This window comes from Aeromicrobium stalagmiti (genome assembly GCF_013283745.1).
Lineage (GTDB): Bacteria > Actinomycetota > Actinomycetes > Propionibacteriales > Nocardioidaceae > Aeromicrobium > Aeromicrobium stalagmiti.
In genome coordinates this window covers 127,991-154,018 of record NZ_JABSTZ010000003.1, presented here as the reverse complement: position 1 = coordinate 154,018, position 26,028 = coordinate 127,991, and the positions used below count along the sequence as shown (strand labels likewise).

Below are 26,028 nucleotides of genomic sequence, written 5' to 3'. Positions count from 1 at the left end.
TAAGGTTGACCTTCGTTGAAAGCGTTTGGCGATTAAAGGCACACTTGTCTTGTGAAATACAACGGGTCGCCTGACGCGCCCGCTGCCGACCCGGCAGTGGACGACGCGCCGACCCGTGAGCGCGTGGCCACGACGATCCTCGAGAACGGCCCGTCGACGGCTGCCGACCTCGCCGTCCAGCTCGGCCTAACGCCGGCCGCGGTGCGTCGTCACCTCGACCAGCTGCTCGCCGACGGCGTGCTCGAGGCGCGCGACCAGCGCATCACCGGCCAGCGCGGCCGCGGACGTCCCGCCAAGGTCTTCGTCATCACCGACTCCGGCCGCGACCACTTCGCCCATGCCTACGACGAGCTCGCCGCCGGCGCCCTGCGCTACCTCGCCGAGACCGGAGGGGACGAGGCCGTCATGGCCTTCGCCCGCCACCGCCTGGTCGACCTCGAGGAGCGCTACCGCCCGCTGCTCCAGACCGCCGACCCCGTGCAGCGCCCCCGCGTGCTCGCCGAGGCGCTGAGCAAGGACGGCTTCGCGGCCTCCGTCAGCACCACCCCCGCCGGCGCCCAGATGTGCCAGCACCACTGCCCGGTCGCCCACGTGGCCGAGGAGTTCCCCCAGATGTGTGAGGCCGAGACCGAGATGTTCGCTCGGCTGCTCGGCACTCACGTGCAACGGCTCGCGACGATCGCCCACGGCGACGGCGTGTGCACGACGCACCTGCCTCACACCCCAGACACCACGAGTTCCCCCACTGCAGAGAGGTTGCCGTCATGACGACCACGTCAGACACCAATGCACCCAACGCCATCGAGGAAGCCAACCCGGGCCTCAAGGACGTCGGCCGTTACGAGTTCGGCTGGTCCGACGGCAACGACGCCGGCGCCAACGTCCAGCGCGGCCTCAGCGAGGACGTCGTCCGCAACATCTCGGCGCTCAAGAGCGAGCCCCAGTGGATGCTCGACCTGCGCCTCAAGGGCCTGAAGCTCTTCGGCCGCAAGCCGATGCCGACGTGGGGCTCCGACCTCAGCGGCATCGACTTCGACAACATCAAGTACTTCGTGCGGTCCACCGAGAAGCAGGCCGCGACGTGGGACGACCTGCCCGAGGACATCAAGAACACGTACGACCGCCTGGGCATCCCCGAGGCCGAGAAGCAGCGCCTCGTGTCCGGCGTGGCCGCCCAGTACGAGTCCGAGGTCGTCTACCACTCGATCCGTGAGGACCTCGAGGCCCAGGGCGTCCTGTTCCTCGACACCGACACGGCGCTCAAGGAGCACCCGGAGATCTTCCAGGAGTACTTCGCGACCGTCATCCCGGTCGGCGACAACAAGTTCTCCGCGCTCAACTCGGCCGTGTGGTCGGGCGGCTCGTTCATCTACGTGCCCAAGGGTGTCCACGTCGACATCCCGCTGCAGGCCTACTTCCGCATCAACACCGAGAACATGGGCCAGTTCGAGCGCACGCTGATCATCGCCGACGAGGACTCGTACGTGCACTACGTCGAGGGCTGCACCGCGCCGATCTACTCCAGCGACTCGCTGCACTCCGCGGTCGTCGAGATCATCGTCAAGAAGGGCGCCCGCGTCCGCTACACGACGATCCAGAACTGGTCGAACAACGTCTACAACCTCGTCACCAAGCGCGCCGTCTGCGAAGAGGGCGCCACGATGGAGTGGGTCGACGGCAACATCGGCTCCAAGGTCACGATGAAGTACCCCGCCGTCTACCTCATGGGCGAGCACGCCCGTGGCGAGACGCTGTCGATCGCCTTCGCCGGCGAGGGACAGCACCAGGACGCCGGCGCCAAGATGGTCCACGCCGCGCCCAACACGTCGAGCTCGATCCTGAGCAAGTCGGTCGCCCGTGGCGGAGGACGCACGTCCTACCGCGGCCTCCTGCAGGTGCTCGAGGGCGCCGAGGGCTCGGCCAGCACGGTCAAGTGCGACGCGCTGCTCGTCGACCAGATCAGCCGCTCCGACACCTACCCGTACGTCGACGTCCGCGAGGACGACGTGACCCTGGGCCACGAGGCCACGGTCTCCAAGCTCAGCGACGACCAGCTCTTCTACTTCATGTCGCGCGGCATGGAGGAGGACGAGGCCATGGCGATGATCGTCCGTGGATTCGTCGAGCCGATCGCGCGCGAGCTGCCGATGGAGTACGCCCTCGAGCTCAACCGCCTGATCGAGCTGCAGATGGAGGGTGCTGTCGGATGAGCATCGCAGAAGCCCTGGAGCTGGCTCCCGTCGAGAGCCACCTGCACCCGGAGGGGTCGTTCGACCTCGCCGACCACGAGATCCCCACGGGTCGTGAGGAGATCTGGCGGTTCACCCCGCTCAAGCGCCTCCGCGACCTGCACAAGGACGCCCCGCTCGACGGCGGCGACGTCAAGATCGAGGTCGACTCCGCACCCGAGGTGACCGCCGTGTCGGTGCCCGCCGCCGACTCCGCCCGCGGAGTCTCCGGCTACGTCCCGGTCGACCGGGTCTCCGCCCGCGCCTGGGACGCCGCGACGTCGGTGTTCGAGGTCACGATCCCGGCCGACGCCGAGGTCGAGCAGCCCACGACGATCCGCCTGCACGGCGGGGGAGTCGAGAAGGCCGGCGCCGGCCACCTGCTGGTGCGCGCCGGACGGTTCAGCCGCGCGGTCGTCATTGTCGACTACGTCGGATCGGCCACCTGGGCCGAGAACATCGAGGTCGTCCTCGAGGACGGCGCCCAGCTGACGTTCGTGACGGTCCAGGACTGGAACGACGACAGCGTGCACGTCGTCACCCAGCACGCCCGGGTCGGGCGCGACGCGACGTTCAAGCACGTCGCGGTCTCGCTCGGCGGCGACGTGCTGCGCGCCAGCACCTCGGCCGACTACGTCGGCAGCGGTGGCAGCGTCGAGATGCTCGGCGTCTACTTCGCCGACCAGGGCCAGCACATCGAGCACCGCCTCTTCGCGGACCACACGGCGCCCCGCACCAAGAGCGACGTCCTCTACAAGGGCGCGCTGCAGGGGCAGGACGCCCACACGGTCTGGATCGGCAACGTCCTCATCCGCAAGGAGGCCGAGGGCATCGAGACGTTCGAGCAGAACGACAACCTCGTGCTGACCGACGGCGCCAAGGCCGACTCGGTGCCCAACCTGGAGATCGAGACCGGCGACATCGAGGGTGCAGGTCACGCGTCCACGACCGGCCGCTTCGACGACCAGCACCTGTTCTACCTGCAGAGCCGCGGCATTCCCGCCGAGGAAGCACGTCGCCTCGTCGTCCATGGCTTCTTCAACGACATCATCCGCCGCATCGGCGTCCCGGCCCTCCAGGAGCGACTCACCGAGTCGATCGAGGAGGAGCTCGCCGAGCACGTAGGACGTCTCGAGCTGTGACGTTCGTACAGGCGGCGCCACTCGCCGACGTCCCGGACGGGGGTGCCCTGGCAGTCGAGGTCGACGGCCAGGAGATCGCCCTCGTGCGCGACGGCGACGACGTCTACGCGATCCGCGACGAGTGCTCGCATGCGTCCATCCCGCTGTCCGAGGGCGATGTCGAGGGCTGCGAGATCGAGTGCTGGCTGCACGGATCACGCTTCGACGTCCGCACGGGCAAGCCGCTCAACTACCCGGCCACCGAGGCCGTCCCGACCTATTCCACCCAGATCGAGGGAGACACCGTGATGGTCGATCTCTCCACCCCCAGGAGCTGAACATGGCAACACTCGAGATCAAGGACCTGCACGTCTCGGTCACCACCGAGGAGGGCGAGAAGGAGATCCTCAAGGGCGTCGACCTGACCGTCAAGACCGGCGAGGTCCACGCGATCATGGGCCCCAACGGCTCGGGCAAGTCGACCCTCGCCTACTCCATCGCAGGTCACCCGAAGTACAACATCACCGGTGGCAGCGTGACCCTCGACGGCGTCGACATCTTGTCGATGACGGTCGACCAGCGCGCCCGCGCCGGCCTGTTCCTCGCGATGCAGTACCCCGTCGAGGTCCCCGGCGTCTCGGTCGCCAACTTCCTGCGCACGGCCAAGACGGCCATCGACGGCGAGGCGCCCAAGCTCCGAACCTGGGTCAAGGACGTCAACGAGGCGCTCGAGCGCGTCACGCTCGACAAGGACTTCGCCCAGCGCAGCGTCAACGAGGGCTTCTCCGGCGGCGAGAAGAAGCGCCACGAGATCGCGCAGCTCGAGCTGCTCAACCCCAAGTTCGCGGTGCTCGACGAGACCGACTCCGGCCTCGACATCGACGCCCTGCGGGTCGTCTCCGAGGGCGTCAACCGCTTCAGCGAGCAGGGTGACCGCGGCGTGCTGCTCATCACGCACTACACGCGCATCCTGCGCTACATCAAGCCCGACTACGTGCACGTGTTCGTCGCCGGTCGCGTCGCCGACCAGGGTGGACCCGAGCTCGCCGACGAGCTCGAGGCCAACGGCTACGACAAGTACGTCAAGGCCGCGGCAGAGGCAGTGACACCGGCGTGACCGTCGTCGAGGGCACGACCACGTACGACGTGGCGAGGATCCGGGGGGACTTCCCGATCCTGGGCCGTCGTCTGTCCGGCGACCTCCCCCTGGTCTACCTCGACAGCGCCAACACCTCGCAGAAGCCGCGGCAGGTCATCGACGCGATCGATGACCACTACCGGCACCACAACGCCAACGTGGCCCGGGCGATGCACCAGCTCGGTGCCGAGGCGAGCGAGGCCTTCGAGCTCGGTCGCGACAAGGTGGCGGCGTTCATCGGCGCCCCGAGCCGCGACGAGGTCGTCTACACCAAGAATGCCTCCGAGGCGCTCAACCTCGTGGCCCGCGTGCTGGGCGACGCGGGTCGGGTCGGTGCCGGCGACGAGGTCGTCATCACCGAGATGGAGCACCACTCCAACATCGTGCCGTGGCAGCAGCTGACCCAGCGCACCGGAGCGACGCTCCGCTGGTTCGGCGTCACCGACGAGGGCCGACTCGACCTCGACGACATCAACACCCTGATCACCGAGCGCACCAAGGTCGTCTCGCTGACCTGGGTGTCCAACATGCTCGGCACGATCAACCCGCTCGACGTCGTGATCGCCAAGGCGCACGCGGTCGGCGCGCTCGTCGTGGTCGACGCGTCGCAGGCCGTCCCGCAGATCCCGGTCGACGTGGCCGCGCTCGGCGCCGACTTCGTCGCGTTCACGGGTCACAAGCTCGTCGGGCCGACGGGCATCGGCGTGCTCTGGGGCCGCTACGACCTCCTCGCCGAGCTGCCGCCGTTCCTCGGTGGCGGCGAGATGATCGAGACGGTCACGATGCAGGGCTCGACGTACGCCGCGCCGCCGTCACGCTTCGAGGCCGGCACGCCGCCGATCGCCGAGTCCGTCGGCATCGGTGCAGCGGTCGACTACCTGAGCTCGATCGGCATGGCCGAGATCGCCGCGCACGAGCAGACCATCACGGCCTACGCGCTGGGTGCGATGCAGGAGATCGACGGGCTGACGGTCATCGGTCCCAAGGAGGCCGTCGACCGCGGCGGAGCGATCAGCTTCACGCTCGACGGCGTGCACCCGCACGACGTCTCGCAGCTGCTCGACTCGCGCGGCGTCGCCGTGCGGGCCGGCCACCACTGCGCCAAGCCCCTGCACCTGCGGTTCGGGGTGCAGTCGACGACACGTGCGTCGTTCTACCTCTACACGACCGAGCAGGAAATTGATGCGCTGGTCGAGGCGTTGCACCACACGAAGAAGTACTTCGGAGCCTGAGGGGAGATCTGGTGAACGTCGACTCGCTCTACCAGGAGATCATCCTGGACCACTACAAGCACCCGCACGGTGCCGGACTGCGTGAGCCCTTCGAGGCCGAGGTCCACCACGTCAACCCGACCTGCGGCGACGAGATCACGCTGCGCGTGCACCTCGACGGCGAGACCGTGTCCGACGTGTCCTACGCCGCGCAGGGCTGCTCGATCAGCCAGGCCTCGGTCTCGGTGCTCAACGACCTCATCATCGGCAAGAGCGTCGACGAGGGCATGGCGGTGCTCGACACCTTCACCGAGCTCATGCAGGGCAAGGGCAAGGTCGAGCCCGACGAGGACGTCCTCGAGGACGGCATCGCCTTCGCCGGCGTCGCCCAGTTCCCGGCGCGCGTGAAGTGCGCGCTGCTCGGCTGGATGGCCTGGAAGGACGCCGTCTCGCAGGCCCTCGTCACCAACAACGCGTCCACCCCATCAGCGTCAACCACGGGAGATCCCGCATGACCACCGATCACTCCGACCTCCCCGAGGTCGATCTTGCAGCAGCCTCGGCCCCGGCCGGCGCGACGACCAAGGAAGACGTCCTCGAGGCCATGAAGGACGTCGTCGACCCCGAGCTCGGCATCAACGTCGTCGACCTCGGACTGGTCTACGGCGCCGACGTCGACGAGCACAGCAACACCGTGCTCTCGATGACGCTGACGTCCGCGGCCTGCCCGCTGACCGACGTCATCGAGGACCAGACCCGCGCGGCGCTCGACGGCATCGTCAACGACTTCCGCATCGAGTGGGTCTGGATGCCGCCGTGGGGCCCCGACAAGATCACCGACGACGGCCGCGAGATGCTGCGCGCCCTCGGCTTCAACATCGGCTGACCGGTTCGCTGACGAGAGCGCTCCCGCCCCTCGAGGAGAGGGTTTTCGCCCTGCAGGGCTGTGACCAACGGCACCAACGGTCTCCTCATGGGGCGGCAACCCTCTCGTCAGCGGTGGCTTAGACTGGGGGAGTGAGCTTCTACCAGCGGGAATGACGTCGAGCCCTGCCTCTGCAGGTCATGCTCCGTCGACCCCACTCACCCATATCCGAAAGTTCTTCCATGCTCACCGTCTCCAATGTGGAGCTGCGCTTCGGCGCGCGCGTCCTGATGTCCGACGTCTCGTTCCGTGTCGACAAGGGCGACAAGGTCGGCCTCGTCGGCCGCAACGGCGCCGGCAAGACGACCCTGACCCGCATGCTGTCCGGCGACGGCCAGCCCGCCGAGGGATCGATCACGTCGACCGGCAAGATCGGCTACCTCCCGCAGGACCCCAAGTCCGGCGACCTCGCCACGACGGCCCGCGACCGCATCCTCGGAGCCCGAGGCCTCGACGAGGCGCTGACCGCCATGCGCAAGGCCGAGATCGACATGGGCTCGCCCGACCCGGCCATCGCTGAGAAGGCCATGAAGGCCTACACGCGGGCCGACACGGCCTTCGGGGCAGGTGGAGGCTACGCGGCCGAGTCCGAGGCCGCCACGATCTCGCACGCCCTGGGTCTGCCCGACCGGGTGCTGGAGCAGCCGCTGTCGACGCTCTCGGGTGGTCAGCGACGCCGCATCGAGCTCGCCCGCATCCTGTTCTCCGACGCCGACACGCTGCTGCTCGACGAGCCGACCAACCACCTCGACGCCGACTCGGTCACGTGGCTGCGCGGGTTCCTCAAGTCGTTCAGCGGCGGCATCGTGATCATCAGCCACGACGTCGACCTGATCGAGGAGACCGTCAACAAGGTCCTCTACCTCGACGCCAACCGCTCGACGATCGACATCTACAACATGGGCTGGAAGTCGTACGTCAAGCAGCGCGAGGCCGACGAGGCCCGCCGCAAGCGCGAGCGTGCCCTGGCCGTCAAGAAGGCCGACGCGCTGACGTCGCAGGCCAACAAGTTCCGCGCCAAGGCGTCGAAGGCCTCGACCGCCCAGCAGATGCTGCGCCGTGCCGAGCAGCTCGTCTCCGGGCTCGAGGGCGAGCGGGTGCAGGACAAGGTCGCGAACATCAAGTTCCCGAAGCCTGCGCCGTGCGGCAAGACGCCGCTCATGGCCGAGGGACTCTCGAAGTCGTACGGCTCGCTGGAGATCTTCCTCGACGTCGACCTCGCGATCGACAAGGGCAGCCGGGTCGTCATCCTGGGCCTCAACGGTGCGGGCAAGACGACGTTGCTCCGGATGCTGGCCGGCACGCTCAAGCAGGACTCCGGCGAGGTCATCCCGGGTCACGGCCTCAAGATCGGCTACTTCGCGCAGGAGCACGAGACGCTCGACACCTCGCGCACCGTGCTGGAGAACATGCAGGCCCAGGCGCCGCAGCTCACCGACACCGAGGCGCGCAGCGTCCTGGGATCGTTCCTCTTCAGCGGCGACGACACGTCGAAGCCCGCCGGTGTGCTCTCCGGCGGTGAAAAGACGCGTCTGGCGCTGGCCAGCCTGATCGTCTCCAGCGCCAACGTGCTGCTGCTCGACGAGCCGACCAACAACCTCGACCCGGCGTCACGCGAAGAGGTGCTGCGGGCGATCCGCAACTACGAGGGCGCCATCGTGCTCGTCTCGCACGACGAGGGGGCCGTCCGCGCGCTCGAGCCCGACCGGGTCCTGCTGCTCCCCGACGGCGACGAGGATCTCTGGTCCGAGGACTACCTCGACCTCGTCACGCTGGCCTGACCCCGCTCGCCGACGGATCTTGAGGCATTCGGCCGTTCTGGTGACCTGAATGTCTCAGGATCCGTGGGGCGTTGACGGGTCTTGAGGCGTTGGGCCGTTCTGGTGACCTGAATGTCTCAGGCTTCGTGGGTCGTTGCCGGGTCTTGAGGCGTTTGGCCGTTCTGGTGACCTGAATGTCTCAGGCTTCGTGGGTCGTTGCCGGGTCTTGAGGCGTTCGGCCGTTCTGGTGACCTGAATGTCTCAGGATCCGTGGACCCGGGGACCGGGTCAGGTGGTGGCGGGGGTCCTGTCGGGCTCACCGGCGAAGCCGTCGATGCGGGTCGGGTTGCGGCGCTCCTTGGCCTCGGCCCGGGCGAACCAGAAGTAGCCGACGACCGCCAGCAGCGCGAAGAACCACCACTGCAGGGCGTAGAAGAAGTGCGGGCCCTGCCCGAGCTCGGGCTTCGGCTCTGCCTCGAGCGCAGTGGCAGGCGCCGGGGTCTCCTTCTGCAGGTTCACGTAGCCGTTGGTGAGGTCGTACGGCACGAAGTCGGCCATGCCCTCGCTCGAGACGGCGCGGATCTGGCCGTCGCGGGGCACCACGGCGTCGTCGCCGGCGCCGTTGTTCTGCCGGAGCCAGCCCTCGATCGTGACCTCGCCCGACGGCGGAGCCGGCACGTCGGGGCGTGTCACGTTGTTCTGCGTCTCGATCCACCCGCGGTCGACGAGGACCGCCGTGCCGGAGTCGAGGACGAGCGGCGTGACGACGTCGGCCCCGGGCGCCCCGTCGCGGGTCGTGAACTTCACCGTGACCTGGTGGTCGAGGTCGTACGTGCCGGTGGCCCGGACGCGGGTCCACTCGCTGGTGCGGTCGACCTCCGCTCCGTCAGGAAGGGCCTCGGCGAGATCGACGGGGTCGGTCGTGAAGTGCCGGGTGATGACGTCGTTGCGGTCGAGCCGCAGCTCGAGCTTGTGCATCTGCCAGAGGCCCAGACGGGTGCAGACGGCGGCGAGCAGGACCACGAAGACCGCAAAACCGATCCACCGTGCGCTCAGCATGAAGCGGTACACACCACGACGGTAGTTGCACGACCCAAGGATGAGGCAGCCGGGCTGGGCCCGGGCGCCTACGATGGGGGTATGGAGCTGATCGACGGACACGGGCGAGTGGCCACCGATCTGCGCGTCTCGCTGACCGATCGGTGCAACCTGCGCTGCCAGTACTGCATGCCGGCCGAGGGGCTCGACTGGCTGCCCACCGAGGACACGCTGACCGACGACGAGCTGGTGCGCCTCATCACGATCGGCGTCGAGGTGCTCGGCATCCGCGACGTGCGCTTCACCGGCGGCGAGCCGCTGCTGCGCCGCAGCCTGCCGGCGATCATCGCCGCCACCAAGGCCCTGCCGTCCAACCCGCGCACCGCCATGACGTCCAACGGCCTCGGTCTCAAGCACACCGCCCGCGCCCTGGCCGAGGCCGGCCTCGACCGGGTCAACATCAGCCTCGACACGACCGATCCGGCGACGTTCGAGAAGATCACCCGTCGCGACCGCCTGCACGACGTCATCGACGGGCTGGCCGCCGCGCACGACGCGGGACTGCGGCCGGTCAAGGTCAACGCCGTCCTGCTGCGCGGCATCAACGACCTCGAGGCGCCCGACCTGCTCCGCTGGTGCATGAAGCAGGGCTACGAGCTGCGGTTCATCGAGCAGATGCCGCTCGACGCCCAGCACGGCTGGAACCGTGAAGCGATGGTCACCGCCGACGAGACGCTGTCGCTGCTGGCTGAGCACTTCACCCTCACGGGCCTCGACGGACGAGGATCGGCGCCTGCCGAGAAGTTCCGCATCGACGACGGACCGCACACCGTGGGCATCATCGGATCGGTCACGCGACCGTTCTGCGGCGACTGCAACCGCGTCCGGCTCACGGCCGACGGCCAGATCCTGAACTGCCTGTTCGCCCGCGACGAGTCAGACCTCCGCAAGGCGATGCGGTCCGGCGCCACCGATCACGAGATCGCCGAGCGTTGGGCAGCGGCCATGATGACCAAGCTGCCGGGTCACGGCATCGACGACCCGACGTTCCTGCAGTCGGCCCGACCGATGTCGGCCATCGGCGGCTGACGGCCCGCTCAGGCGTCGACCGGCACGGTCTCCTTGAAGAAGCCGCGCGCGCCGAGGAACGCGCGCAGCGACTCCTCGTGCTCGTCGCACGCCAGCCAGACCTTGCGGCGGTCAGGCGTGTGGAGCTTGGGGTTGTTCCACTTGACCTGGTGCAGGGCGGTGGCCGTGCACCCCTTGGCCGAGCAGATCAGGTCGTCAGACACCGTTGACCGGGGGAGTGCGCGGCGCGGGCTCGAGCTGCTTGCCCGGCTCGGGCCCGAACGGCGAGGGCCCCGCGCCCTTCTTGCGAACACCGGCGTTGGCGAAGATCACTGCGGCGTAGGGCAGGAAGACCGCACCGACGAACATGAGCCACCCGGCGACGGCCCAGGGCATGGGCTGCATGACCAGCACGACACCACCGAGGAAGCACAGCGTGCGGACCAGCATCGAGATGGCATAACGCTTCTCGCGCCGCATGCGATCGTCGGTCTGCGACTCCGCGGCAGACGTGATCGAGAAGACCTGCTGCTGACGTGGTTCGCGAGAATCGGGCACCCTACTACTCTACGTCGCTGCTCACAGGCTGCATGATGGACTCATGACTGACCGCACATACCGCATCACCGAGATCGTCGGCACCTCCCCGGACGGCGTCACCGAGGCCGTCGACAACGGCATCAAGCGCGCTGGCAAGACTCTGCGCCACCTCGACTGGTTCGAGGTCACCGGCATCCGCGGCCAGATCACGGACACCGACGTGTCGCACTACCAGGTGACGATGAAGATCGGCTTCCGCCTCGAGGACGACGAGTAGGCCCGACGGCTCAGTCGTTCGACGCGAACCTGCGCAGCAGCGCCGCGACGGCCGACAGGACCACCACGGTGCCGCCGTAGACGTACGTGGTCTCGGCGAGCCCGATGTGCGGCGCGGCGATGCCTGCCGCGACCGCGGGGATGCCGAACGCCAGGTAGCTGATCACGAAGACCGAGGCGAACAGCTCGCCGCGCTCGTGCGGCGGTGCGAGCGGGGTGATGGATCGCATGATGCCGAGGAAGCTCATGCCGAACCCGATGCCTGCGACGAGCCCGGCGGCGACGAAGCCGACGTAGGACCCGGCGGCGAGCGCCGCGAGCGTGAGCGCCGTGCCGACGGACAGGGCGACGGTGCCGATGATCGTGATGCGACGTGACGTCCACCCGCGGACGACGAAGCAGGCGGCGGCCCCGCTGCCGGTCAGCACCGTGACGACCAGGCCCTGCTCGACGTGCAGCGACCGCCCGAGCTCCTGGGCGACCAGAGGGGCGCCGAGCGACAGGTAGAGGCCTCCGGTGGCCCAGCCGGCGAGCAGCGCGGGGGCGCTGCGCAGGAACGCGGGCAGCGCCACCGCCGGGATGCCCACGCGGGGCTTCAGCGAGCTGAGCAGCCCCTCCTGGCGCGGAGCGGTCTCGGGCACCAGCCACACGACGGCGGCCAGCAGGACGAACAGCGCCGTCAGCGACGCGAACACCCACGCGAGGGCGGACGAGGTGTGGTCCATGAGCAGCCCGGACGCCAGGGCCCCGAGTGCCAGACCGGCCAGGGGGCTGACGCTGTTGAGCGTCGCGGCGAGGCCAGCGAGGTGAGGCGGCTCCAGGTCGACGACCATGGCCGAGAGCGACGACATCAGGAGCCCCGCGGCGACGCCCTGGACGACACGGGCGGTGAACAGCATCGAGACGCTGTCGGCGTGCCAGAACGCCAGCATGCTGACGGCGAGGACGATCAGTCCTGCCGACACGACGGGACGGCGCCCGAGGTGGTCGGAGACCGATCCGGCGAACAGCAGCGTCACGAGCAGCGCGACCGCGTAGACCGCGAAGATGCCGGTCATCGTGGCCGCCGAGAAGCCGAGCTCCTGCTGCAGCACGGGATAGAACGGCGACGGGGCGCTGGCCCCGGCCATGAGGGCCAGCACGGCCAGGACGGCGAGCGCGAACCCGGCGGTGCCGGTGGTGCGGCGGACCGGGGTGGTCTCGGTGGTGGTCGACATGGCGCCTCGGAGCTCGATCGGTTCGAAAATAGTGGAACTGAGACGACGATACGCGAATCCCAGGATGGTTCAACTATTATGGAACCATGACGGCCATCACATCGCTTCCCCATCCGGCGATCGAGGACGTCCGCCTGACCGACGTGCTCTTCGCGCTGAGCGATCCCGCGCGGCTCGAGATCGTCCGCGAGCTGGCGGACGGTCCGCTCAGCATGGCCGAGTGCGGCGCCACCAACCCCGACCTGCCGAAGTCGACCAAGTCACACCTCATGAAGGTGCTGCGCGAGGCGGGCGTCGTCCGCAACGAGCCCGACGGACGCCGTCGGGTGCTGTCGCTGCGACGGAGCGAGCTCGACGAGGCGTTCCCCGGGCTGCTCGAGTCCGTGCTGGGCGCGCGGACCGACCCCGTCGGCTAGTCCGCAGCGTCTGCGGCCTCGACCTCTTCGCGGGTGATGCCGAGCAGGTAGATGATGGCGTCGAGATAGGGCACGTTGACCGAGGTGCGGGCCTGGTCGCGCACGACAGGCTTGGCGTTGAACGCGATGCCCAGTCCGGCGGCGGCCAGCATGTCGAGGTCGTTGGCGCCGTCGCCGATCGCCACGGTGTTCTTGACCGGGATGCGCGCCTCCTCGGCGAACGCCCGCAGCGACTCCGCCTTGCCGGCCCGGTCGACGATCCGCCCGACCACACGACCGGTGAGGCGTCCGTCGACGACCTCGAGCTCGTTGGCCGCGTAGTAGTCGATGCCGAGCTCGTCAGCGATCTTCTCGATGATGTGCGTGAAGCCGCCGCTGACCAGTGCGAACTTGTAGCCGAGACGCTTGAGCGTGCGGATCATCGTGCGGGCGCCCGGCGCGTACGCCAGCGAGTCGTAGACTGCGTCGAGCGAGGCCGCCTCGACGCCCTCCAGCAGCGCGACGCGCGCCAGGAGCGACTCGGCGAAGTCGAGCTCGCCGCGCATGGCCGACTCCGTGATGCGCGCGACCTCGTCCTCGCAGCCGGCGTGGGCGGCGATCATCTCGATGACCTCGCCCTGGATGAGGGTCGAGTCGACGTCCATCACGACCAGGCGCTGCGCGTGGCGCAGGATGCCGTTCTCCTGCACGGCGACGTCGACGCCCTGCTCGTAGGCGACCGCGGCGAGATCGGCCTGCAGCTGGTCGGGGTCGGCGCCCGAGACCTCCATGCGGATCGCCGTCACGGGATAGCGGGCCATCCGCACGATGCGGTCGATGTTGCCGCCGTCGTCCTTGATGCGCTGGGCGAGCGCCGCCATCGCGGCCGGTCGCAGCGGGGCGCCGAGCACCACGACCTGGGACCGACCGACACGCCGGGCCCGGTTGTCGCCGGTGCCGTGCTCGACGGTCACCTCGAGGCCGAACGACGCGCCGACGGCGTTGACCGTCGCCTCGAGCCCGGCCATGTCGTCGGGGACCGTCAGCAGGGCGCTGAGGATCAGGCGGCCGCGGACGACGAGCTGCTCGATGTCGATGACCTCGACGCCGAAGGGCGCGAGATCGGCGAAGAGGCGCGTCGTCACACCGCTCTGGTCAGGACCCGTGAGGGTGACGAGGACGGTGGGATCGGTGAAGTGCAACGTGGGCACGGGCTCGGTCATCGCACCCGAGGCTATCGCTGACGCTGATGGTCGTCGCGATAGGTTGACACCACCGCCCCGCACGTCGACCAGGAGAGTGCATGTCTGCAGCTTTCGAGCTCTCGAACGTGAGCGTGGTGCGCCCCGGCAAGATGCTGCTCGACGACGTCAGCTGGACCGTCGCCGAGGGCGAGCGCTGGGTCGTCCTCGGTCCCAACGGCGCCGGCAAGACGACGCTGCTGCAGATCATCGGCGCGCACCTCCACCCGACCACCGGCAAGGTCCGGATCCTCGGCGAGAAGCTCGGCAAGGTCGTCGTCGCCGAGCTCCGCACCCGCATCGGCCACACGAGCACCAAGATCGCCGACCGCATCCCGCCGGCGGAGTCGGTGCGAGACACCGTGCTGTCGGCCGCCTACGCCGTGACCGGCCGCTGGCAGGAGGAGTACGACGAGCAGGACCACCTCCGCGCCAAGCAGATCATGGGGGAGTGGGGCATCGCCGGGCTCGCCGGCCGGACGTTCGGGACGCTCTCGGAGGGTGAGCGCAAGCGCGTGCTGATCGCCCGTGCCCTCATGACCGACCCCGAGCTGCTGCTGCTCGACGAGCCCGGCGCCGGGCTCGACCTCGGCGCGCGCGAGGACCTCCTCGCGAGCCTCGAGATGCTCTCGAACGCCGACGACTCACCCGTCCTGGTGATGGTGTCGCACCACGTCGAGGAGATCCCGGTCGGCTTCACCCACGTGCTGATGATGCGCGACGGCAGGGTCGTCGCACAGGGACCGCTCGCGTCCACGCTGACCGCCGACAACCTCGGCGCGACCTTCGGCCAGCGCATCCAGCTCGACCACGACGGTGGACGTTATGCGGCGCGTCGGGCAGCATACGGACGACGGGCCGACCGCAGCCGCGTCACAGGGGACTCAGGGGAGAGCACATGATCGAGTGGATCCAGGACCACGCATGGGCGAGCTGGCTCGGTCTGGCGGTGATCCTCGCCCTCGTCGAGCTCGCCAGCCTCGACCTCGTGCTGCTGATGTTCGCCGTCGGTGCACTCGCCGCGGCGATCGTCGCCGGCCTCAACGGCCCGGTGTGGCTCGCGATCGTGCTGTTCGCCGTCGTGTCGCTCCTGCTGCTGTTCCTCGTGCGGCCCTCGATCGTCGCGAAGCTGCACGCCGGGCCGACCCTCACCACCGGTCACGCCAACCTGGTGGGCGCGTCGGCGATCGTCGTCGAGCCGGTCACCAAGCTCGGCGGCCGCGTGCAGCTCCACGGTGAGCTGTGGTCCGCACGGGCGTCCGACGACAGCACGTTCGACACCGGCCACGAGGTCCGTGTCACCCAGATCGACGGCGCCACCGCCGTCGTCACGCTTCCCAGCCAGTCCACACCTGTCTCCAAGGAGTCCTGATGTCCGCAGCACTGATCGTGCTCGTCCTGCTCGCCGTCCTGGCGATCGTGGTCGTCTCGATGACGGTCAAGATCGTGCCCCAGGCGCGATCGGGGATCGTCGAGCGATTCGGCAAGTACCGCACGACCCTGTCGGCCGGCCTGAACATCGTGATGCCGTTCATCGATAAGGTGCGCTACGTCATCGACCTGCGTGAGCAGGTCGTGTCGTTCCCGCCGCAGCCCGTCATCACCGAGGACAACCTGGTCGTCTCGATCGACACGGTCATCTACTTCCAGGTGACCGACCCGGTCGCCGCGACGTACGAGATCGCCAACTACATCCAGGCCATCGAGCAGCTCACGATGACCACGCTGCGCAACATCACCGGTGGCATGACGCTCGAGCACGCGCTGACCAGCCGTGACCAGATCAACTCGGGCCTGCGCGGCGAGCTCGACTCCGCGACCGGCAAGTGGGGCATCCGCGTCAACCGTGTCGAGCTCAAGGGCATCGACCCGCCGCCGTCGATCATCGACGCGATGGAGCAGCAGATGCGCGCCGAGCGCAACAAGCGCGCCGCGATCCTGACTGCCGAGGGTGAGCGCCAGTCGGCGATCCTCACGGCCGAGGGCCAGAAGCAGTCGGCGATCCTCACCGCCGAGGGTGAGCGCCAGGCGCAGATCCTGACCGCGCAGGCCGACCGTCAGGCGCAGATCCTGCGCGCCCAGGGTGAGGCGCAGGCCATCCAGACCGTCTTCCAGGCGATCCACGACGGCAACCCCGACCAGAAGCTGCTGTCCTACCAGTACCTCCAGATGCTGCCGAAGATCGCCGAGGGCGACAACGCGACGACCTGGATCATCCCGGCCGAGCTCACCAAGGCGCTGGGCACCCTCGGTGGCACGATCGGCTCGATCCCGATGGACGGCGGCGGCAGCAAGACGCGCGTCGACTACGACTCGGAGATCGAGGACGACGTCACTGAGCAGGACGCGGCGACCAACGAGGCCGTCCAGGAGGCGCTCAACGCCGCCAAGGCCGCCGAGAACCCCGCCACGTCGGCTGCTGACCTGCCGACCCAGGAGCAGGCGCCGCCGCCCCCGCCGGCCGGCGGGACGCCTCCGCAGGCCTGATCCGTCGAGCTGGGCGAGGAGTCCCGGGACAGACCCGGGCTCCTCGCACTGCCGAGGTGAGACGTCCCTGACCACTCCCACGACGACCGGTCGACGTCCGGGCTGCTGCTGGGGGTCGCCGTCGCGCTGGCCGGCGTCGCGGCGCTGATCGCGGTGGCCTCCTTCGCGGCGCGGCCGCAGACGACCACCTCGGCCCAGCCAGGTCGGTCCGCACCGTCAGCTCAGCCCGCACCGACCGCCCCGCCCGTGCCGTCCACGACGATGTCGCCGGTGCGGCCGGACGACGAGTCAGCCGGGGCCGAGCCGTCGTCGTCCGGCGTGTCGGCCGCGTGGGTCGACGACGTGTCGCGATCCACGGGGATCAGCCGGGTGGCCGTCGACGCCTATGGCGCCGCGTCGCTGCGGATCGCGGACGACAGCCCGGCGTGCCGCCTGGGCTGGACCACGCTGGCCGGCATCGGCCGCGTCGAGTCGGGCCACGGCACCTCGGACGGTGCACGGCTGCGCACCGGCGGCACGACGTCGCGCAAGGTCCTCGGCCCCGCCCTCGACGGCTCGGCCGGGCTCGCGGCCATCCGGTCCGACTCCAGGTCCGTGCGATGGCACGGCGACGAGCGGTGGGACCACGCGATGGGGCCCATGCAGTTCATCCCGTCGACGTGGGAGCGGTGGGAGTCCGACGGCAGCGACGACGGCACGGCCGACCCCCACAACATCTACGACGCGGCCTACGCGGCCGGGCGCTACCTGTGTGCGTCCGGCGCCGATCTCACGACCGGCGCCGGCTGGACACAGGCGGTGTTCTCCTACAACCACTCCGACGCGTACGTCCGCAGCGTGCTGGACGGGGCCAACCGCTACGCGGCCCTCGCGGGGGGCTGACCGAGCAGGCGGTCAGTGGGCGTAGGTGCCGTGGATGATCGCGCGGCCCAGGGTCTTGAACGCCAGGTTGAACCCGACGACGGCCGGAGTGGCCGATCCGTCGACTCCGAGGGTCTCCTCACCGACCGCGTGCACGACGAAGAAGTAGCGGTGCACCTGGTCACCGGCCGGGGGAGCAGCCCCCATGAAGCCGAGGCCGCCGCCGTCGTTGCGGACGTGGAACGCCGCGCCCGGCAGGGTCTCGTCGGACGCACCGGCGCCTGCGGCCAGCTCGGTGACGTCGGCCGGGATGTCGGCGACGACCCAGTGCCAGAAGCCGGAGACGATCGGCGCGTCAGGGTCGAAGCAGGTCACGACGTACGACTTCGTGCCCTCGGGGGCGCCGCTCCACGACAGCTGAGGCGACGTGTCGCCGTGCGCGTTGACCTGGTCGTCCTTGAGGGGCTGGCCGTCGGTCACGTCGTCGCTCGTCACCGAGAACGAGGCCGTGGCGGGCAGCAGCGGGTAGGGATCGGGTGTGACGGGTCGGTCGAGGCTCATGCCCTCTACGCTAGCCCGGTGGCCCAGATCGTACGACTCGACGACCTCGACGATCCGCGGCTCCGCGACTACACCGATCTGCGCGACGTCCAGCTGCGTCTGAGGCTGGAGTCCGAGCGTGGTCTCTTCCTCGCCGAGGGCGAGAAGGTCGTGCGGCGGGCCGTCGAGTCCGGGCACACGCCGCGGTCGTTCCTGATGTCTCCGCGGTGGCTCGACGGTCTCGCCGACATCCTCGACGCCAGCGACGCGCCGTGCTTCGTGCTCGACGACGACGCGATCGAGCAGCTGACCGGGTTCCACGTCCACCGAGGCTCGCTCGCGGCCCTCGAGCGGCCCGACCTGCCGTCACCGGAGTCGGTGCTCGCCGCCGCCCGGCGGGTCGTGGTCGTCGAGGACCTCGCCGACCACACCAACGTCGGTGCGATCTTCCGCAGCGTCGCGGCGCTCGGCTTCGACGCGGTGCTGCTTTCTCCGCGGTGCGCCGACCCGCTCTACCGGCGCGCGATCAAGGTGTCGATGGGCTCGGTGTTCTGGCTGCCCTACGCCCGGGTCGACGACTGGTACGCCGCGCCGTCCCTGCTGCGCGACGCCGGCTACACGACGTACGCCATGACGCTGGCCGACGACTCGGTGCCGATCGACGAGGTCGGCCACGACGTGGAGCGCCTCGCCCTCGTCGTCGGGTCGGAGGGCCATGGGCTCACGTCGCACTGGGAGCAGGCCGCCGACCACCGCGTGACGATCCCGATGGCCGCCGACATCGACTCGCTCAACGTCGCGTCGTCCGTCGCCGTGGCGTGCTGGGAGCTCAGGGCGCGGTAGGCCCTTGCTGGGTCCGGCCGAGCAGCACCAGGGCGGCTGCCACGACCTCGCTGAGGTAGATCGCCGCCTCGTCGGGGGTCGGGGTGAAGAACGTCGGGTGGGCGCAGTCGTGGCGGCGCTGCAGCAGGATGCCGAGGTCATCGACCTCGGCCAGGTCGCACAGCCCCAGCCGCGACAGCATCTCCAGCAGCAGCGCGCCGCTGGTGTGCATCGAGAGGTCCTCGACGGTCGCGCCCTTCCACGACGGCCTGACGGCCCGTGCCGCGGAGAAGTCGCCGGCCGCGAGGATCGTGAGGGCCATGGCCGCGAAGCCGTTCCAGGCCGAGACGTACGCGGGCCGGGTGAGGTCGTGGTGCAGGCAGTCGAGCGCCTCGGTGTGGGCGGCGACGAGGCGCCGCACCGCGGTCAGGCGCTCACGTGTGGTCAGCTGCACGACATCTGAGGACGGCTCGCGCGCCGGTGAGAGCACGGGGACGGAGAAGTCCGCGTAGGCGCACAGCACCAGGAAGCACTCGGCGGTGCGCTCGACGTGGTGCTCGGCGTACTCGGTGTGACGGCGCACGACCTTGGCGAGGGTCGTCGCGGAGTGGGCGTAGGCGTCGGCGTGACGCTCGAACAGGGGTGCGTACGCGGCTCGGACGGCGGTCGCCAGCACGACGGCCGACTGGTCGGGGCGGCGATAGCGGTTCCACGTGAGGGTCGGGCGGCCCGCCCCGTCGACGAAGCCGAGGGCGCGCAGCAGGCCGACCAGGTGGTTGCCCTCACCGGCAGGGACGCCGTTGGACTCCAGGAACGCTCCCGTCACCTTGCCGGGCACGGTGGCCCCCTGCACGGCCCTCAACGCGACGGGGATCGACGTCGGGACCGTCGTGTGGGGCATGCCCGGCATTGATCTCCCCTGGGGCCGAGTGGTGGAGAGGCCAATCTATCGAGTCGCGATTCGCGCACCCTAGGGTGAGGTCATGTCTTCTCTCGGCGTCCTCGAAGTCGTGGTCATCGTGCTCGTGGTGCTGGTGGTGGTCGCGTTCGTGCTCAGTCGGACGATGCGCACCACCCCCACGACGGGGGTGGCCCGTCCGGCGACCAGCGTCAGGCTCGACGCCGAGACGATCCGGTCGATCTCGGACCTGATTGCCCAGGACAAGAAGATCCAGGCCATCAAGGTCCTGCGCACCGCCACGGGCCTGACCCTGAAGGAGTCGAAGGACTGGGTCGAGAGCTGGGACCCCGCAGCAGCAGCTGCAGGCCCGCCGGACGCACGCGCGTCGGCTCCGCCGGCGACGTCTGGCACGGATCTCTCCGGCACAGATCTCTCCGGTGCCGGCCTCGACGACCTCGCCATCGAGGCACGGGCGATCGCGCGGACCTCGGGCGCGATCACCGCGATCAAGCACGTGCGCGAGCAGACGGGGTGGGGCCTGGCCGAGGCCAAGGCCTACGTGGACGCGCTCGGCGTCGACTGATCAGCGAGGTCCGTCAGCGCTCGATGACGTCATCGTCGACGAGGATCGTGACGGGCCAGTCGTCGGGGTAGTTGTCGGCCAGCTCCTGGTGCTGCTTGTAGAGCTTCTTGCGGGCGCGCTCCGGCACCCGGTCCCCGAAGACGGTGCCGAACAGGTGGTCGGTCTCGTGCTGCAGGCAGCGTGCGAGCAGGCCGGTGCCGTGGAACTCGACCGGGTCACCGTGCTCGTCGACGCCTGAGACGTGGGCCAGGTCGGGCCGCGCGCAGCCCGTGAACGCGCCGGGCAGCGAGAGGCAGCCCTCGTCATCGTCCTCGAGGTTGCGCTCTCGGCCTTCCGGGAGGGTCAGGACGGGGTTGCAGACCACGCCGGTGACCTGGACGTTGTCGTCGTCGGGGCAGTCGAACACGAAGACCTTGAGGTCGACGCCGACCTGGTTGGCGGCAAGGCCGACGCCGCGTGCCGCATACATCGTGGCGACCATGTCGCGGACCAGGGTCTGCAGCTCGTCGCCGAAGTCGGTGACGTCGGCCAGCTCGTGGTGCATCACCGGGGTGCCCCAGCGCGTGATGGGGCGGACGGCGCCTCCATCGGGCAGGGGACGGGACTGCGAGACGGTGCTGGACACGTGAACGAACTCCTTGGGGCGTGGAGCCCCAAGGTTATCCAGCCCGAGAAGTTGGGCAGGGTGCTGGCCCCTGGATGTGAGGTGGAATACCATGGGTATCTCGAAGTGCAACTGAGAGTTACACTTTGGGCGTGGTGGGCAACCAAGTCCAACCCGAGTCATAGTCCTAGGAGTTCCTGTGGCCACTCGTCGAGATCCCATGGGCATCGGCCTGGCGGTGCTCAACCGCATCGCCAGCTCGCCGACCATCGACAAGCTCAAGCTGCGCAAGACGACCGAGAAGGCCGTGTACGAGGGAGCCAAGAGCGGCTTCCGCGTCGCCGGTGCCTCCGGTCGCGTCTTCAAGCGCGTCAAGGGCAGCGGCAAGCCGACCCGCCTCGCGCGGACGTCCGACAGCGGCGTGTTCGACCTCGAGCCGACCGAGGACCAGCAGATGATCGTCGGTGTCATCAAGGAGTTCTCGGCCGAGGTGCTGCGTCCCGCGGCGTCCGACGCCGAGAACGTCAACGACACCTCCAAGGAGGTGCTCGCGCAGACCAGCGAGTTCGGCCTGACGCTGCTCAACATCCCCGAGAGCCTCGGCGGGCTGTCCGAGGACCGCTCGGCCGTCACCGGCGTCCTGGTCGCCGAGGCACTGGCCGAGGGCGACATGGGCCAGGCCGTCGCCTGCCTGGCACCCGCGGCCGTCGCCACCGCGATCTCGCTGTGGGGCTCCGACGCCCAGCAGCAGACCTACCTGCCCGACTTCGCCGGCGACGACATCCCGGCGTCCGCCCTGGCGATCGCCGAGCCGCGGGCACTGTTCGACCCGTTCGAGCTGCAGACCACCGCGGTCAAGACCGAGAGCGGGTACGTGCTCAACGGCGTCAAGTCCGGCGTCGTCCGCGGCAGCGAGGCCGAGCTCTTCGTCGTCGGTGTCGACGTCGAGGGCCAGGGCCCGACCCTCGTGCTCGTCGAGTCCAGCACCGCCGGCGTGACGATCGAGGCCGACCCGAGCATGGGTCTGCGCGCCGCCGGGCTGAGCCGCCTGATCCTGCAGGACGTCGAGGTCTCGGCCGACGCGATCCTCGGCGACGGCGACGCCGCCGACTACCGCGAGTGCATCCGGCTGTCGCGCCTGGCGTGGGCCGGTCTCGCGCTCGGCACCGGCCGCGCCGTGCTCGACTACGTGTCCGACTACGTCAAGACGCGCTCGGCGTTCGGCGAGCCCATCGCGCACCGGCAGGCAGTCGCGTTCATGGTCGCCAACATCGCGATCGAGCTCGAGGGCATGCGCCTGGTGACCCTCAAGGCCGCCTCGCGCGCCGAGCAGGGCCTCGACTTCGCCCGCGAGGTCGCGCTGGCCCGCCGTCTCACCTCGGAATACGGCATGAAGATCGGCACCGACGGCGTCCAGCTGCTCGGTGGACACGGCTTCGTCAAGGAGCACCCGGTGGAGCGGTGGTACCGCGACCTGCGGGCCGTCGGCCTGATGGAAGGAGCAGTCCTCGTCTGAGGGCGGACACAGTCATGATCAATCTCGAGACACCCCGCAAGTTCCGGCCGTTCATCAAGCAGGCCCACCAGGTCGCCGAGGAGTTCCTCCGCGCCAACTCCCGCAAGTACGACCTCGCCGAGCACTCCTACCCCAAGGAGCTCGACCTCCTCGCGTCCCTCGTCGACGGCATGGGCGACTCCGGCCAGGGCCAGGGCGCCGGTGCCAGCGCGGTCGGCAGCCGCGACGAGAAGGACGACCAGGCCGGCAAGGGCAAGGTCAAGAACGGCACCAACATGTCGTCGGTCCTCTCCATCATCGAGATGTGCTGGGCCGACGTGGGCCTGCTGCTGTCGATGCCCCGCCAGGGACTCGGCAACTCCGCCATCGCGTCCGTCGCCAACGACGAGCAGCTCGAGCGCTTCAAGGGCACGTGGGCCGCGATGGCGATCACCGAGCCCTCGACCGGCTCGGACTCCGCCGCCATCACCACGACCGCGGTCAAGGACGGCGACGCCTACATCCTCAACGGCGAGAAGATCTACGTCACGTCGGGCGAGCGGGCCGACTCCGTCGTGGTGTGGGCGACGCTCGACAAGAGCCTCGGCCGCGCGGCGATCAAGTCGTTCCTGGTGCCCAAGAGCCTGCCCGGCATCCGGGTCGAGCGACTGGAGCACAAGCTCGGCATCCGCGCGTCCGACACGGCCGTCATCCTGCTCGAGAACTGCCGCGTGCCGGCCGAGAACCTCCTGGGCAACCCGGAGATCGACGTCAAGCAGGGCTTCGCCGGCGCGATGGCGACGTTCGACAACACGCGTCCGTTGGTCGCCGGCATGGCCGTCGGCTGCGCGCGGGCGGCCCTCGAGGACACCCGCGAGATGCTCGCGAAGGCCGGAGTCGTCATCGACTACGACCGTCCCGCGCAGACGCAGTCCTACGCGGCCGCGACGTTCATCGCGATGGAGGCCGACTGGGAGGCAGCGCTGCTGCTGACCCTCGAGGCCGCGTGGCTCGCGGACAACCGCAAGCCCAACTCGATGGAGGCGTCGATGGCCAAGGCCAAGGCCGGCCGCGTCGGCAACGACATCACCCTGCGGTGCGTCGAGCTGGCCGGCACGCTGGGCTACAGCGAGAATGAGCTGGTGGAGAAGTGGTCGCGCGACTCCAAGATCCTCGACATCTTCGAGGGGACGCAGCAGATCCAGCAGCTGATCGTGGCGCGTCGTCTGCTCAACCTCAGCTCGGCACAGCTGCGCTGAGCGTCCCTCCCGCACCCTGTCCGCCGCCGCACTCCCCGTCCTGCACGGGGAGTGCGGTGTCGTTCTATAGGGTTCATGCATGACGAGTGAACTCCCAGCCGGCCTCGACGTCGACTTCGAGCTGACCCGATTCATCCGCCGGGTCCGCGCCCGCAGCCTGCGCACCCTGGGGGAGATCCACCCCAAGCTCGACTACGGGATGTTCACCTTCCTGCTGTCGATCTGCGACTCGCCCGAGGGCATCCGTGGGTCCGAGCTCGCCGAGGAGCTCGGCGTGCACAAGTCGACCGCGAGCCGGGCCATCGCCTCGATGGAGCGGATCGGCCTCATCACACGTGTGCCCGACCCCGACGACGGGCGGGCCCAGCTGCTGCTCGCGCTGCCCGAGACGCAGGCGAAGGTCGCCGAGTACCGCCGCAAGAGCCACGAGCGGCTCGTGACGCTGATCGACGACTGGACGCCCGAGGAGGTCGAGGTGTTCGCCCGCAGCCTGACGCGCCTCAACGACCGCGCCGAGCGCGACTTCTGAGCGACGCAGCGTGAGGATCTTCCACCTGGCGACCGAGCCCGCCTGGTCCGCGGCGCAGGCCACCGGCACCTACACCGTGTCGACCCTGGGTCTGGGTCTCGACGAGGTCGGCTTCATCCACTGCTCGCAGGCCGAGCAGGTCGACGGCGTGTTCGACCGGTTCTACGGCGAGGTCACCGAGCCCGTCGTCCTGCTGACGATCGACACCGACCTGCTGACGTCCCCGTGGCAGCTCGACGACGTCCCCGGGCAGGCGATGCCCTTCCCGCACGTCTACGGACCGCTCAACACCGATGCCGTCGTCGCCGCGGAGCCGTTCAGAGCGTGAGCAGCGTCTTGATCGCGCGGCGCTCGTCCATCGCGCGGTAGCCCTCGGCGACCTGGTCGAGCGGCAGGCTGAGGTCGAACACGTCGCCGGGGGTCAGCGCGCCGGACCACACGTCGGGCAGCAGCTCCTCGAGATAGGCCCGCACGGGCGCCACCCCACCGGCGATGCCGATGTTGCGGTAGAACATGCCCGGCACGTCGACCTCGACGCCGTGCGGCACGCCGACGAAGCCGACGCGACCGCCCGGCCGCGCGCACTGCATGGCCTGGGCGAAGCTGTCGTTGGTGCCGACGCACTCGAGGACGAAGTCGGCGCCGATCCCGTCGAGCATCTCGCGGACCTCCTTGGCGCCCTCCTTGCCGCGGGTCGAGACGATCTCGTCGGCACCGAAGCTCGTGGCGACGCGCTGGCGGTCCTCGTGGCGTGACATGGCGACGATCCGCCCGGCGCCGATCCGCTTGGCGGCCAACACTGCGCTCAGGCCAACGGCCCCGTCGCCGACGACCGCGACGGTGCTGCCCGCCGTGACACCGGCGAGGACCGCGGCGTGGTGGCCGGTGGGGAAGACGTCGGACAGGGTCAGCAGGTGGGGGACGAGGGCGGCGTCGGGCTCGCCCGGGGTGGCGACGAGCGTGCCGTCGGCGAGGGGCACGCGGACGAGCTCGCCCTGGCCGCCGTCGACGCGGTGCCCGGCGCGGTCGGGGGCGCCCCAGAACCCCCCGTTGCGGCACGACGTGTGGACGCCGCGCTCGCAAAGGGCGCACGTGTTGTCGGAGTAGGTGAACGGCGAGATGACGAAGTCACCCGGCTGCACCGTCGAGACTGCGCTGCCGACCTGCTCGACGACGCCGACGAACTCGTGGCCGATGTGCAGGGGCTCCTTGACGTCGTTGATGCCCCGGTAGGGCCACAGGTCGGACCCGCACACGCATGCCGCGACGACGCGCACGATGGCGTCGGTGTCGACGTGCAGCTCGGGATCGGCGACGTCGTCGAGGCGGATGTCACGGGGGGCATGGAGGACGGTGGCACGCATGGGCCCATTGTTGCAGTGGCGCCATGTGGAAGGATCGAGCCATGACTGACAAGCCTGAAATCGACTTCATCGAGGGCCCCGCGCCCACCGAGCTCACCATCACCGACCTGATCGTCGGCGACGGCCCCGAGGCCGTTCCCGGCGGACTCGTGGACGTCCACTACGTCGGCGTCGAGTTCGACACCGGCGAGCAGTTCGACGCCTCCTGGGACCGTGGCCAGTCCGCGAAGTTCCCGCTGCCGCAGCTGATCAAGGCCTGGCAGGAGGGCATCCCGGGCATGAAGGTCGGCGGACGTCGCCAGCTCATCTGCCCGCCGGAGCTCGCCTACGGCCCCGCCGGCGGTGGACACCGCCTCTCGGGCAAGACGCTCGTCTTCGTGATCGACCTCCTCGGAGTCTGACCCCGAACCCGCGAGTGGCGCAGA

General features: G+C 69.5%; 33 protein-coding genes. 23 read left to right on the top strand and 10 right to left on the bottom strand.

Annotated elements, in window-relative coordinates; all coding sequences use genetic code 11:
- The first annotated feature begins 51 nt into the window (after window positions 1–51).
- The 9 genes from HQK15_RS13200 to HQK15_RS13160 all read left to right on the top strand — a co-directional run bounded on the left by HQK15_RS13200 (window position 52) and on the right by HQK15_RS13160 (window position 8,404).
- Entirely contained in the window at window positions 52–768 is a 717-nt protein-coding gene (locus HQK15_RS13200) for a helix-turn-helix transcriptional regulator (protein ID WP_173491949.1), read from the top strand.
- Window positions 765–2,210, top strand: coding sequence for a Fe-S cluster assembly protein SufB (sufB, locus tag HQK15_RS13195; protein ID WP_173491948.1), 1,446 nt, complete (start codon window positions 765–767; stop codon window positions 2,208–2,210). Before HQK15_RS13200 ends, sufB begins: the two co-directional genes overlap by 4 nt.
- A complete protein-coding gene (sufD, locus tag HQK15_RS13190) occupies window positions 2,207–3,370 on the top strand; it encodes a Fe-S cluster assembly protein SufD (RefSeq protein WP_173491947.1) in 1,164 nt (387 codons plus the stop codon). The genes sufB and sufD overlap by 4 nt, the downstream gene beginning before the upstream one ends.
- The gene (locus HQK15_RS13185) at window positions 3,367–3,687 is read left to right on the top strand and encodes a non-heme iron oxygenase ferredoxin subunit (protein ID WP_173491946.1); all 321 of its coding nucleotides are present in this window, start codon (window positions 3,367–3,369) and stop codon (window positions 3,685–3,687) included. Before sufD ends, HQK15_RS13185 begins: the two co-directional genes overlap by 4 nt.
- Before the next feature lie 2 nt (window positions 3,688–3,689).
- Window positions 3,690–4,466: a Fe-S cluster assembly ATPase SufC gene (gene sufC / locus HQK15_RS13180; protein WP_173491945.1), complete on the top strand. Its 777-nt coding sequence runs from the start codon at window positions 3,690–3,692 to the stop codon at window positions 4,464–4,466.
- The gene (locus HQK15_RS13175) at window positions 4,463–5,719 is read left to right on the top strand and encodes a cysteine desulfurase (RefSeq protein WP_173491944.1); all 1,257 of its coding nucleotides are present in this window, start codon (window positions 4,463–4,465) and stop codon (window positions 5,717–5,719) included. The genes sufC and HQK15_RS13175 overlap by 4 nt, the downstream gene beginning before the upstream one ends.
- An 11-nt stretch (window positions 5,720–5,730) precedes the next feature.
- A complete protein-coding gene (sufU, locus tag HQK15_RS13170) occupies window positions 5,731–6,213 on the top strand; it encodes a Fe-S cluster assembly sulfur transfer protein SufU (RefSeq protein WP_173491943.1) in 483 nt (160 codons plus the stop codon).
- Window positions 6,210–6,584, top strand: a complete 375-nt coding sequence (locus tag HQK15_RS13165) for a metal-sulfur cluster assembly factor (protein WP_173491942.1) — start codon at window positions 6,210–6,212, stop codon at window positions 6,582–6,584. The genes sufU and HQK15_RS13165 overlap by 4 nt, the downstream gene beginning before the upstream one ends.
- Before the next feature lie 221 nt (window positions 6,585–6,805).
- Window positions 6,806–8,404, top strand: a complete 1,599-nt coding sequence (locus HQK15_RS13160) for an ABC-F family ATP-binding cassette domain-containing protein (protein ID WP_173491941.1) — start codon at window positions 6,806–6,808, stop codon at window positions 8,402–8,404.
- 267 nt (window positions 8,405–8,671) lie between these two features.
- On the opposite strand, the gene HQK15_RS13155 is transcribed toward HQK15_RS13160, so the two are convergent.
- Window positions 8,672–9,454 (bottom strand): SURF1 family cytochrome oxidase biogenesis protein, encoded by a 783-nt coding sequence (locus HQK15_RS13155; protein ID WP_173491940.1) that lies wholly within the window; start codon window positions 9,452–9,454, stop codon window positions 8,672–8,674.
- A gap of 69 nt (window positions 9,455–9,523) precedes the next feature.
- Between HQK15_RS13155 and moaA the strand changes: the two genes are divergently transcribed.
- On the top strand, window positions 9,524–10,510 hold the full coding sequence (moaA, locus tag HQK15_RS13150) for a GTP 3',8-cyclase MoaA (RefSeq protein ID WP_173491939.1): 987 nt from the start codon (window positions 9,524–9,526) through the stop codon (window positions 10,508–10,510).
- An 8-nt stretch (window positions 10,511–10,518) separates the two neighbouring features.
- On the opposite strand, the gene HQK15_RS13145 is transcribed toward moaA, so the two are convergent.
- A complete protein-coding gene (locus tag HQK15_RS13145) occupies window positions 10,519–10,713 on the bottom strand; it encodes an acetone carboxylase (protein WP_173491938.1) in 195 nt (64 codons plus the stop codon).
- Window positions 10,706–11,047: a DUF3099 domain-containing protein gene (locus tag HQK15_RS13140; protein WP_217361667.1), complete on the bottom strand. Its 342-nt coding sequence runs from the start codon at window positions 11,045–11,047 to the stop codon at window positions 10,706–10,708. Before HQK15_RS13140 ends, HQK15_RS13145 begins: the two co-directional genes overlap by 8 nt.
- A 43-nt stretch (window positions 11,048–11,090) precedes the next feature.
- On the opposite strand from HQK15_RS13140, the gene HQK15_RS13135 reads away from it, so the two are divergent.
- Window positions 11,091–11,306, top strand: coding sequence for a dodecin (locus HQK15_RS13135; RefSeq protein WP_173491937.1), 216 nt, complete (start codon window positions 11,091–11,093; stop codon window positions 11,304–11,306).
- Between the two features lie 10 nt (window positions 11,307–11,316).
- On the opposite strand, the gene HQK15_RS13130 is transcribed toward HQK15_RS13135, so the two are convergent.
- On the bottom strand, window positions 11,317–12,522 hold the full coding sequence (locus tag HQK15_RS13130; RefSeq protein ID WP_173491936.1) for an MFS transporter: 1,206 nt from the start codon (window positions 12,520–12,522) through the stop codon (window positions 11,317–11,319).
- Between the two features lie 86 nt (window positions 12,523–12,608).
- On the opposite strand from HQK15_RS13130, the gene HQK15_RS13125 reads away from it, so the two are divergent.
- The gene (locus HQK15_RS13125) at window positions 12,609–12,938 is read left to right on the top strand and encodes an ArsR/SmtB family transcription factor (RefSeq protein WP_173491935.1); all 330 of its coding nucleotides are present in this window, start codon (window positions 12,609–12,611) and stop codon (window positions 12,936–12,938) included.
- Here the strand turns inward: HQK15_RS13125 and serB are convergent.
- Window positions 12,935–14,140: a phosphoserine phosphatase SerB gene (gene serB, locus HQK15_RS13120; protein WP_173491934.1), complete on the bottom strand. Its 1,206-nt coding sequence runs from the start codon at window positions 14,138–14,140 to the stop codon at window positions 12,935–12,937. The genes HQK15_RS13125 and serB overlap by 4 nt on opposite strands.
- Window positions 14,141–14,220: 80 nt before the next feature.
- Here serB and HQK15_RS13115 point away from each other — a divergent pair, with 80 nt between their 5' ends.
- The 3 genes from HQK15_RS13115 to HQK15_RS13105 are packed head-to-tail and all read left to right on the top strand — an operon-like array spanning window position 14,221 to window position 16,645.
- Window positions 14,221–15,060, top strand: coding sequence for an ABC transporter ATP-binding protein (locus HQK15_RS13115; protein WP_173491933.1), 840 nt, complete (start codon window positions 14,221–14,223; stop codon window positions 15,058–15,060).
- Window positions 15,057–15,530 (top strand): NfeD family protein, encoded by a 474-nt coding sequence (locus tag HQK15_RS13110; RefSeq protein ID WP_173491932.1) that lies wholly within the window; start codon window positions 15,057–15,059, stop codon window positions 15,528–15,530. Before HQK15_RS13115 ends, HQK15_RS13110 begins: the two co-directional genes overlap by 4 nt.
- Window positions 15,530–16,645, top strand: a complete 1,116-nt coding sequence (locus HQK15_RS13105; RefSeq protein ID WP_173491931.1) for an SPFH domain-containing protein — start codon at window positions 15,530–15,532, stop codon at window positions 16,643–16,645. The genes HQK15_RS13110 and HQK15_RS13105 overlap by 1 nt, the downstream gene beginning before the upstream one ends.
- A 221-nt stretch (window positions 16,646–16,866) precedes the next feature.
- Here the strand turns inward: HQK15_RS13105 and HQK15_RS18890 are convergent, their stop codons facing one another.
- Complete coding sequence (locus tag HQK15_RS18890; RefSeq protein ID WP_302477619.1) at window positions 16,867–17,001, bottom strand: hypothetical protein; 135 nt, start codon at window positions 16,999–17,001, stop codon at window positions 16,867–16,869.
- Window positions 17,002–17,014: 13 nt separating this feature from the next.
- Between HQK15_RS18890 and HQK15_RS19135 the strand changes: the two genes are divergently transcribed.
- Window positions 17,015–17,527 (top strand): lytic transglycosylase domain-containing protein, encoded by a 513-nt coding sequence (locus tag HQK15_RS19135; protein WP_173491930.1) that lies wholly within the window; start codon window positions 17,015–17,017, stop codon window positions 17,525–17,527.
- A gap of 12 nt (window positions 17,528–17,539) precedes the next feature.
- On the opposite strand, the gene HQK15_RS13095 is transcribed toward HQK15_RS19135, so the two are convergent.
- Window positions 17,540–18,067 carry a YbhB/YbcL family Raf kinase inhibitor-like protein gene (locus HQK15_RS13095; RefSeq protein ID WP_173491929.1) on the bottom strand — a complete coding sequence of 176 codons (528 nt, stop codon included), beginning with the start codon at window positions 18,065–18,067 and terminating at the stop codon, window positions 17,540–17,542.
- Between the two features lie 18 nt (window positions 18,068–18,085).
- Here HQK15_RS13095 and HQK15_RS13090 point away from each other — a divergent pair, with 18 nt between their 5' ends.
- Window positions 18,086–18,889 carry a TrmH family RNA methyltransferase gene (locus HQK15_RS13090; RefSeq protein ID WP_173491928.1) on the top strand — a complete coding sequence of 268 codons (804 nt, stop codon included), beginning with the start codon at window positions 18,086–18,088 and terminating at the stop codon, window positions 18,887–18,889.
- Here HQK15_RS13090 and HQK15_RS13085 read toward each other — a convergent pair.
- A complete protein-coding gene (locus tag HQK15_RS13085) occupies window positions 18,876–19,778 on the bottom strand; it encodes a DUF5343 domain-containing protein (RefSeq protein ID WP_173491927.1) in 903 nt (300 codons plus the stop codon). The two genes, HQK15_RS13090 and HQK15_RS13085, sit on opposite strands and share 14 nt — an antisense overlap.
- A 73-nt stretch (window positions 19,779–19,851) precedes the next feature.
- Between HQK15_RS13085 and HQK15_RS13080 the strand changes: the two genes are divergently transcribed.
- Window positions 19,852–20,352: a ribosomal protein L7/L12 gene (locus HQK15_RS13080; protein WP_173491926.1), complete on the top strand. Its 501-nt coding sequence runs from the start codon at window positions 19,852–19,854 to the stop codon at window positions 20,350–20,352.
- 13 nt (window positions 20,353–20,365) lie between these two features.
- Here HQK15_RS13080 and def read toward each other — a convergent pair whose 3' ends face one another.
- Entirely contained in the window at window positions 20,366–20,977 is a 612-nt protein-coding gene (def, locus tag HQK15_RS13075) for a peptide deformylase (RefSeq protein ID WP_367649173.1), read from the bottom strand.
- Window positions 20,978–21,155: 178 nt separating this feature from the next.
- Between def and HQK15_RS13070 the strand changes: the two genes are divergently transcribed.
- From HQK15_RS13070 to HQK15_RS13055, 4 genes are all read left to right on the top strand, one after another.
- Entirely contained in the window at window positions 21,156–22,472 is a 1,317-nt protein-coding gene (locus HQK15_RS13070; RefSeq protein ID WP_367649172.1) for an acyl-CoA dehydrogenase family protein, read from the top strand.
- 14 nt (window positions 22,473–22,486) lie between these two features.
- Window positions 22,487–23,710, top strand: a complete 1,224-nt coding sequence (locus HQK15_RS13065) for an acyl-CoA dehydrogenase family protein (protein WP_173491924.1) — start codon at window positions 22,487–22,489, stop codon at window positions 23,708–23,710.
- A gap of 79 nt (window positions 23,711–23,789) precedes the next feature.
- Window positions 23,790–24,239, top strand: coding sequence for a MarR family winged helix-turn-helix transcriptional regulator (locus HQK15_RS13060; protein WP_173491923.1), 450 nt, complete (start codon window positions 23,790–23,792; stop codon window positions 24,237–24,239).
- Between the two features lie 10 nt (window positions 24,240–24,249).
- The gene (locus HQK15_RS13055; protein WP_173491922.1) at window positions 24,250–24,567 is read left to right on the top strand and encodes a DUF952 domain-containing protein; all 318 of its coding nucleotides are present in this window, start codon (window positions 24,250–24,252) and stop codon (window positions 24,565–24,567) included.
- On the opposite strand, the gene HQK15_RS13050 is transcribed toward HQK15_RS13055, so the two are convergent.
- Window positions 24,557–25,603, bottom strand: coding sequence for a zinc-dependent alcohol dehydrogenase family protein (locus HQK15_RS13050; protein WP_173491921.1), 1,047 nt, complete (start codon window positions 25,601–25,603; stop codon window positions 24,557–24,559). The genes HQK15_RS13055 and HQK15_RS13050 overlap by 11 nt on opposite strands.
- 41 nt (window positions 25,604–25,644) lie before the next feature.
- Between HQK15_RS13050 and HQK15_RS13045 the strand changes: the two genes are divergently transcribed.
- Entirely contained in the window at window positions 25,645–26,004 is a 360-nt protein-coding gene (locus HQK15_RS13045; RefSeq protein WP_173491920.1) for an FKBP-type peptidyl-prolyl cis-trans isomerase, read from the top strand.
- The last annotated feature ends 24 nt before the right edge of the window (window positions 26,005–26,028 follow it).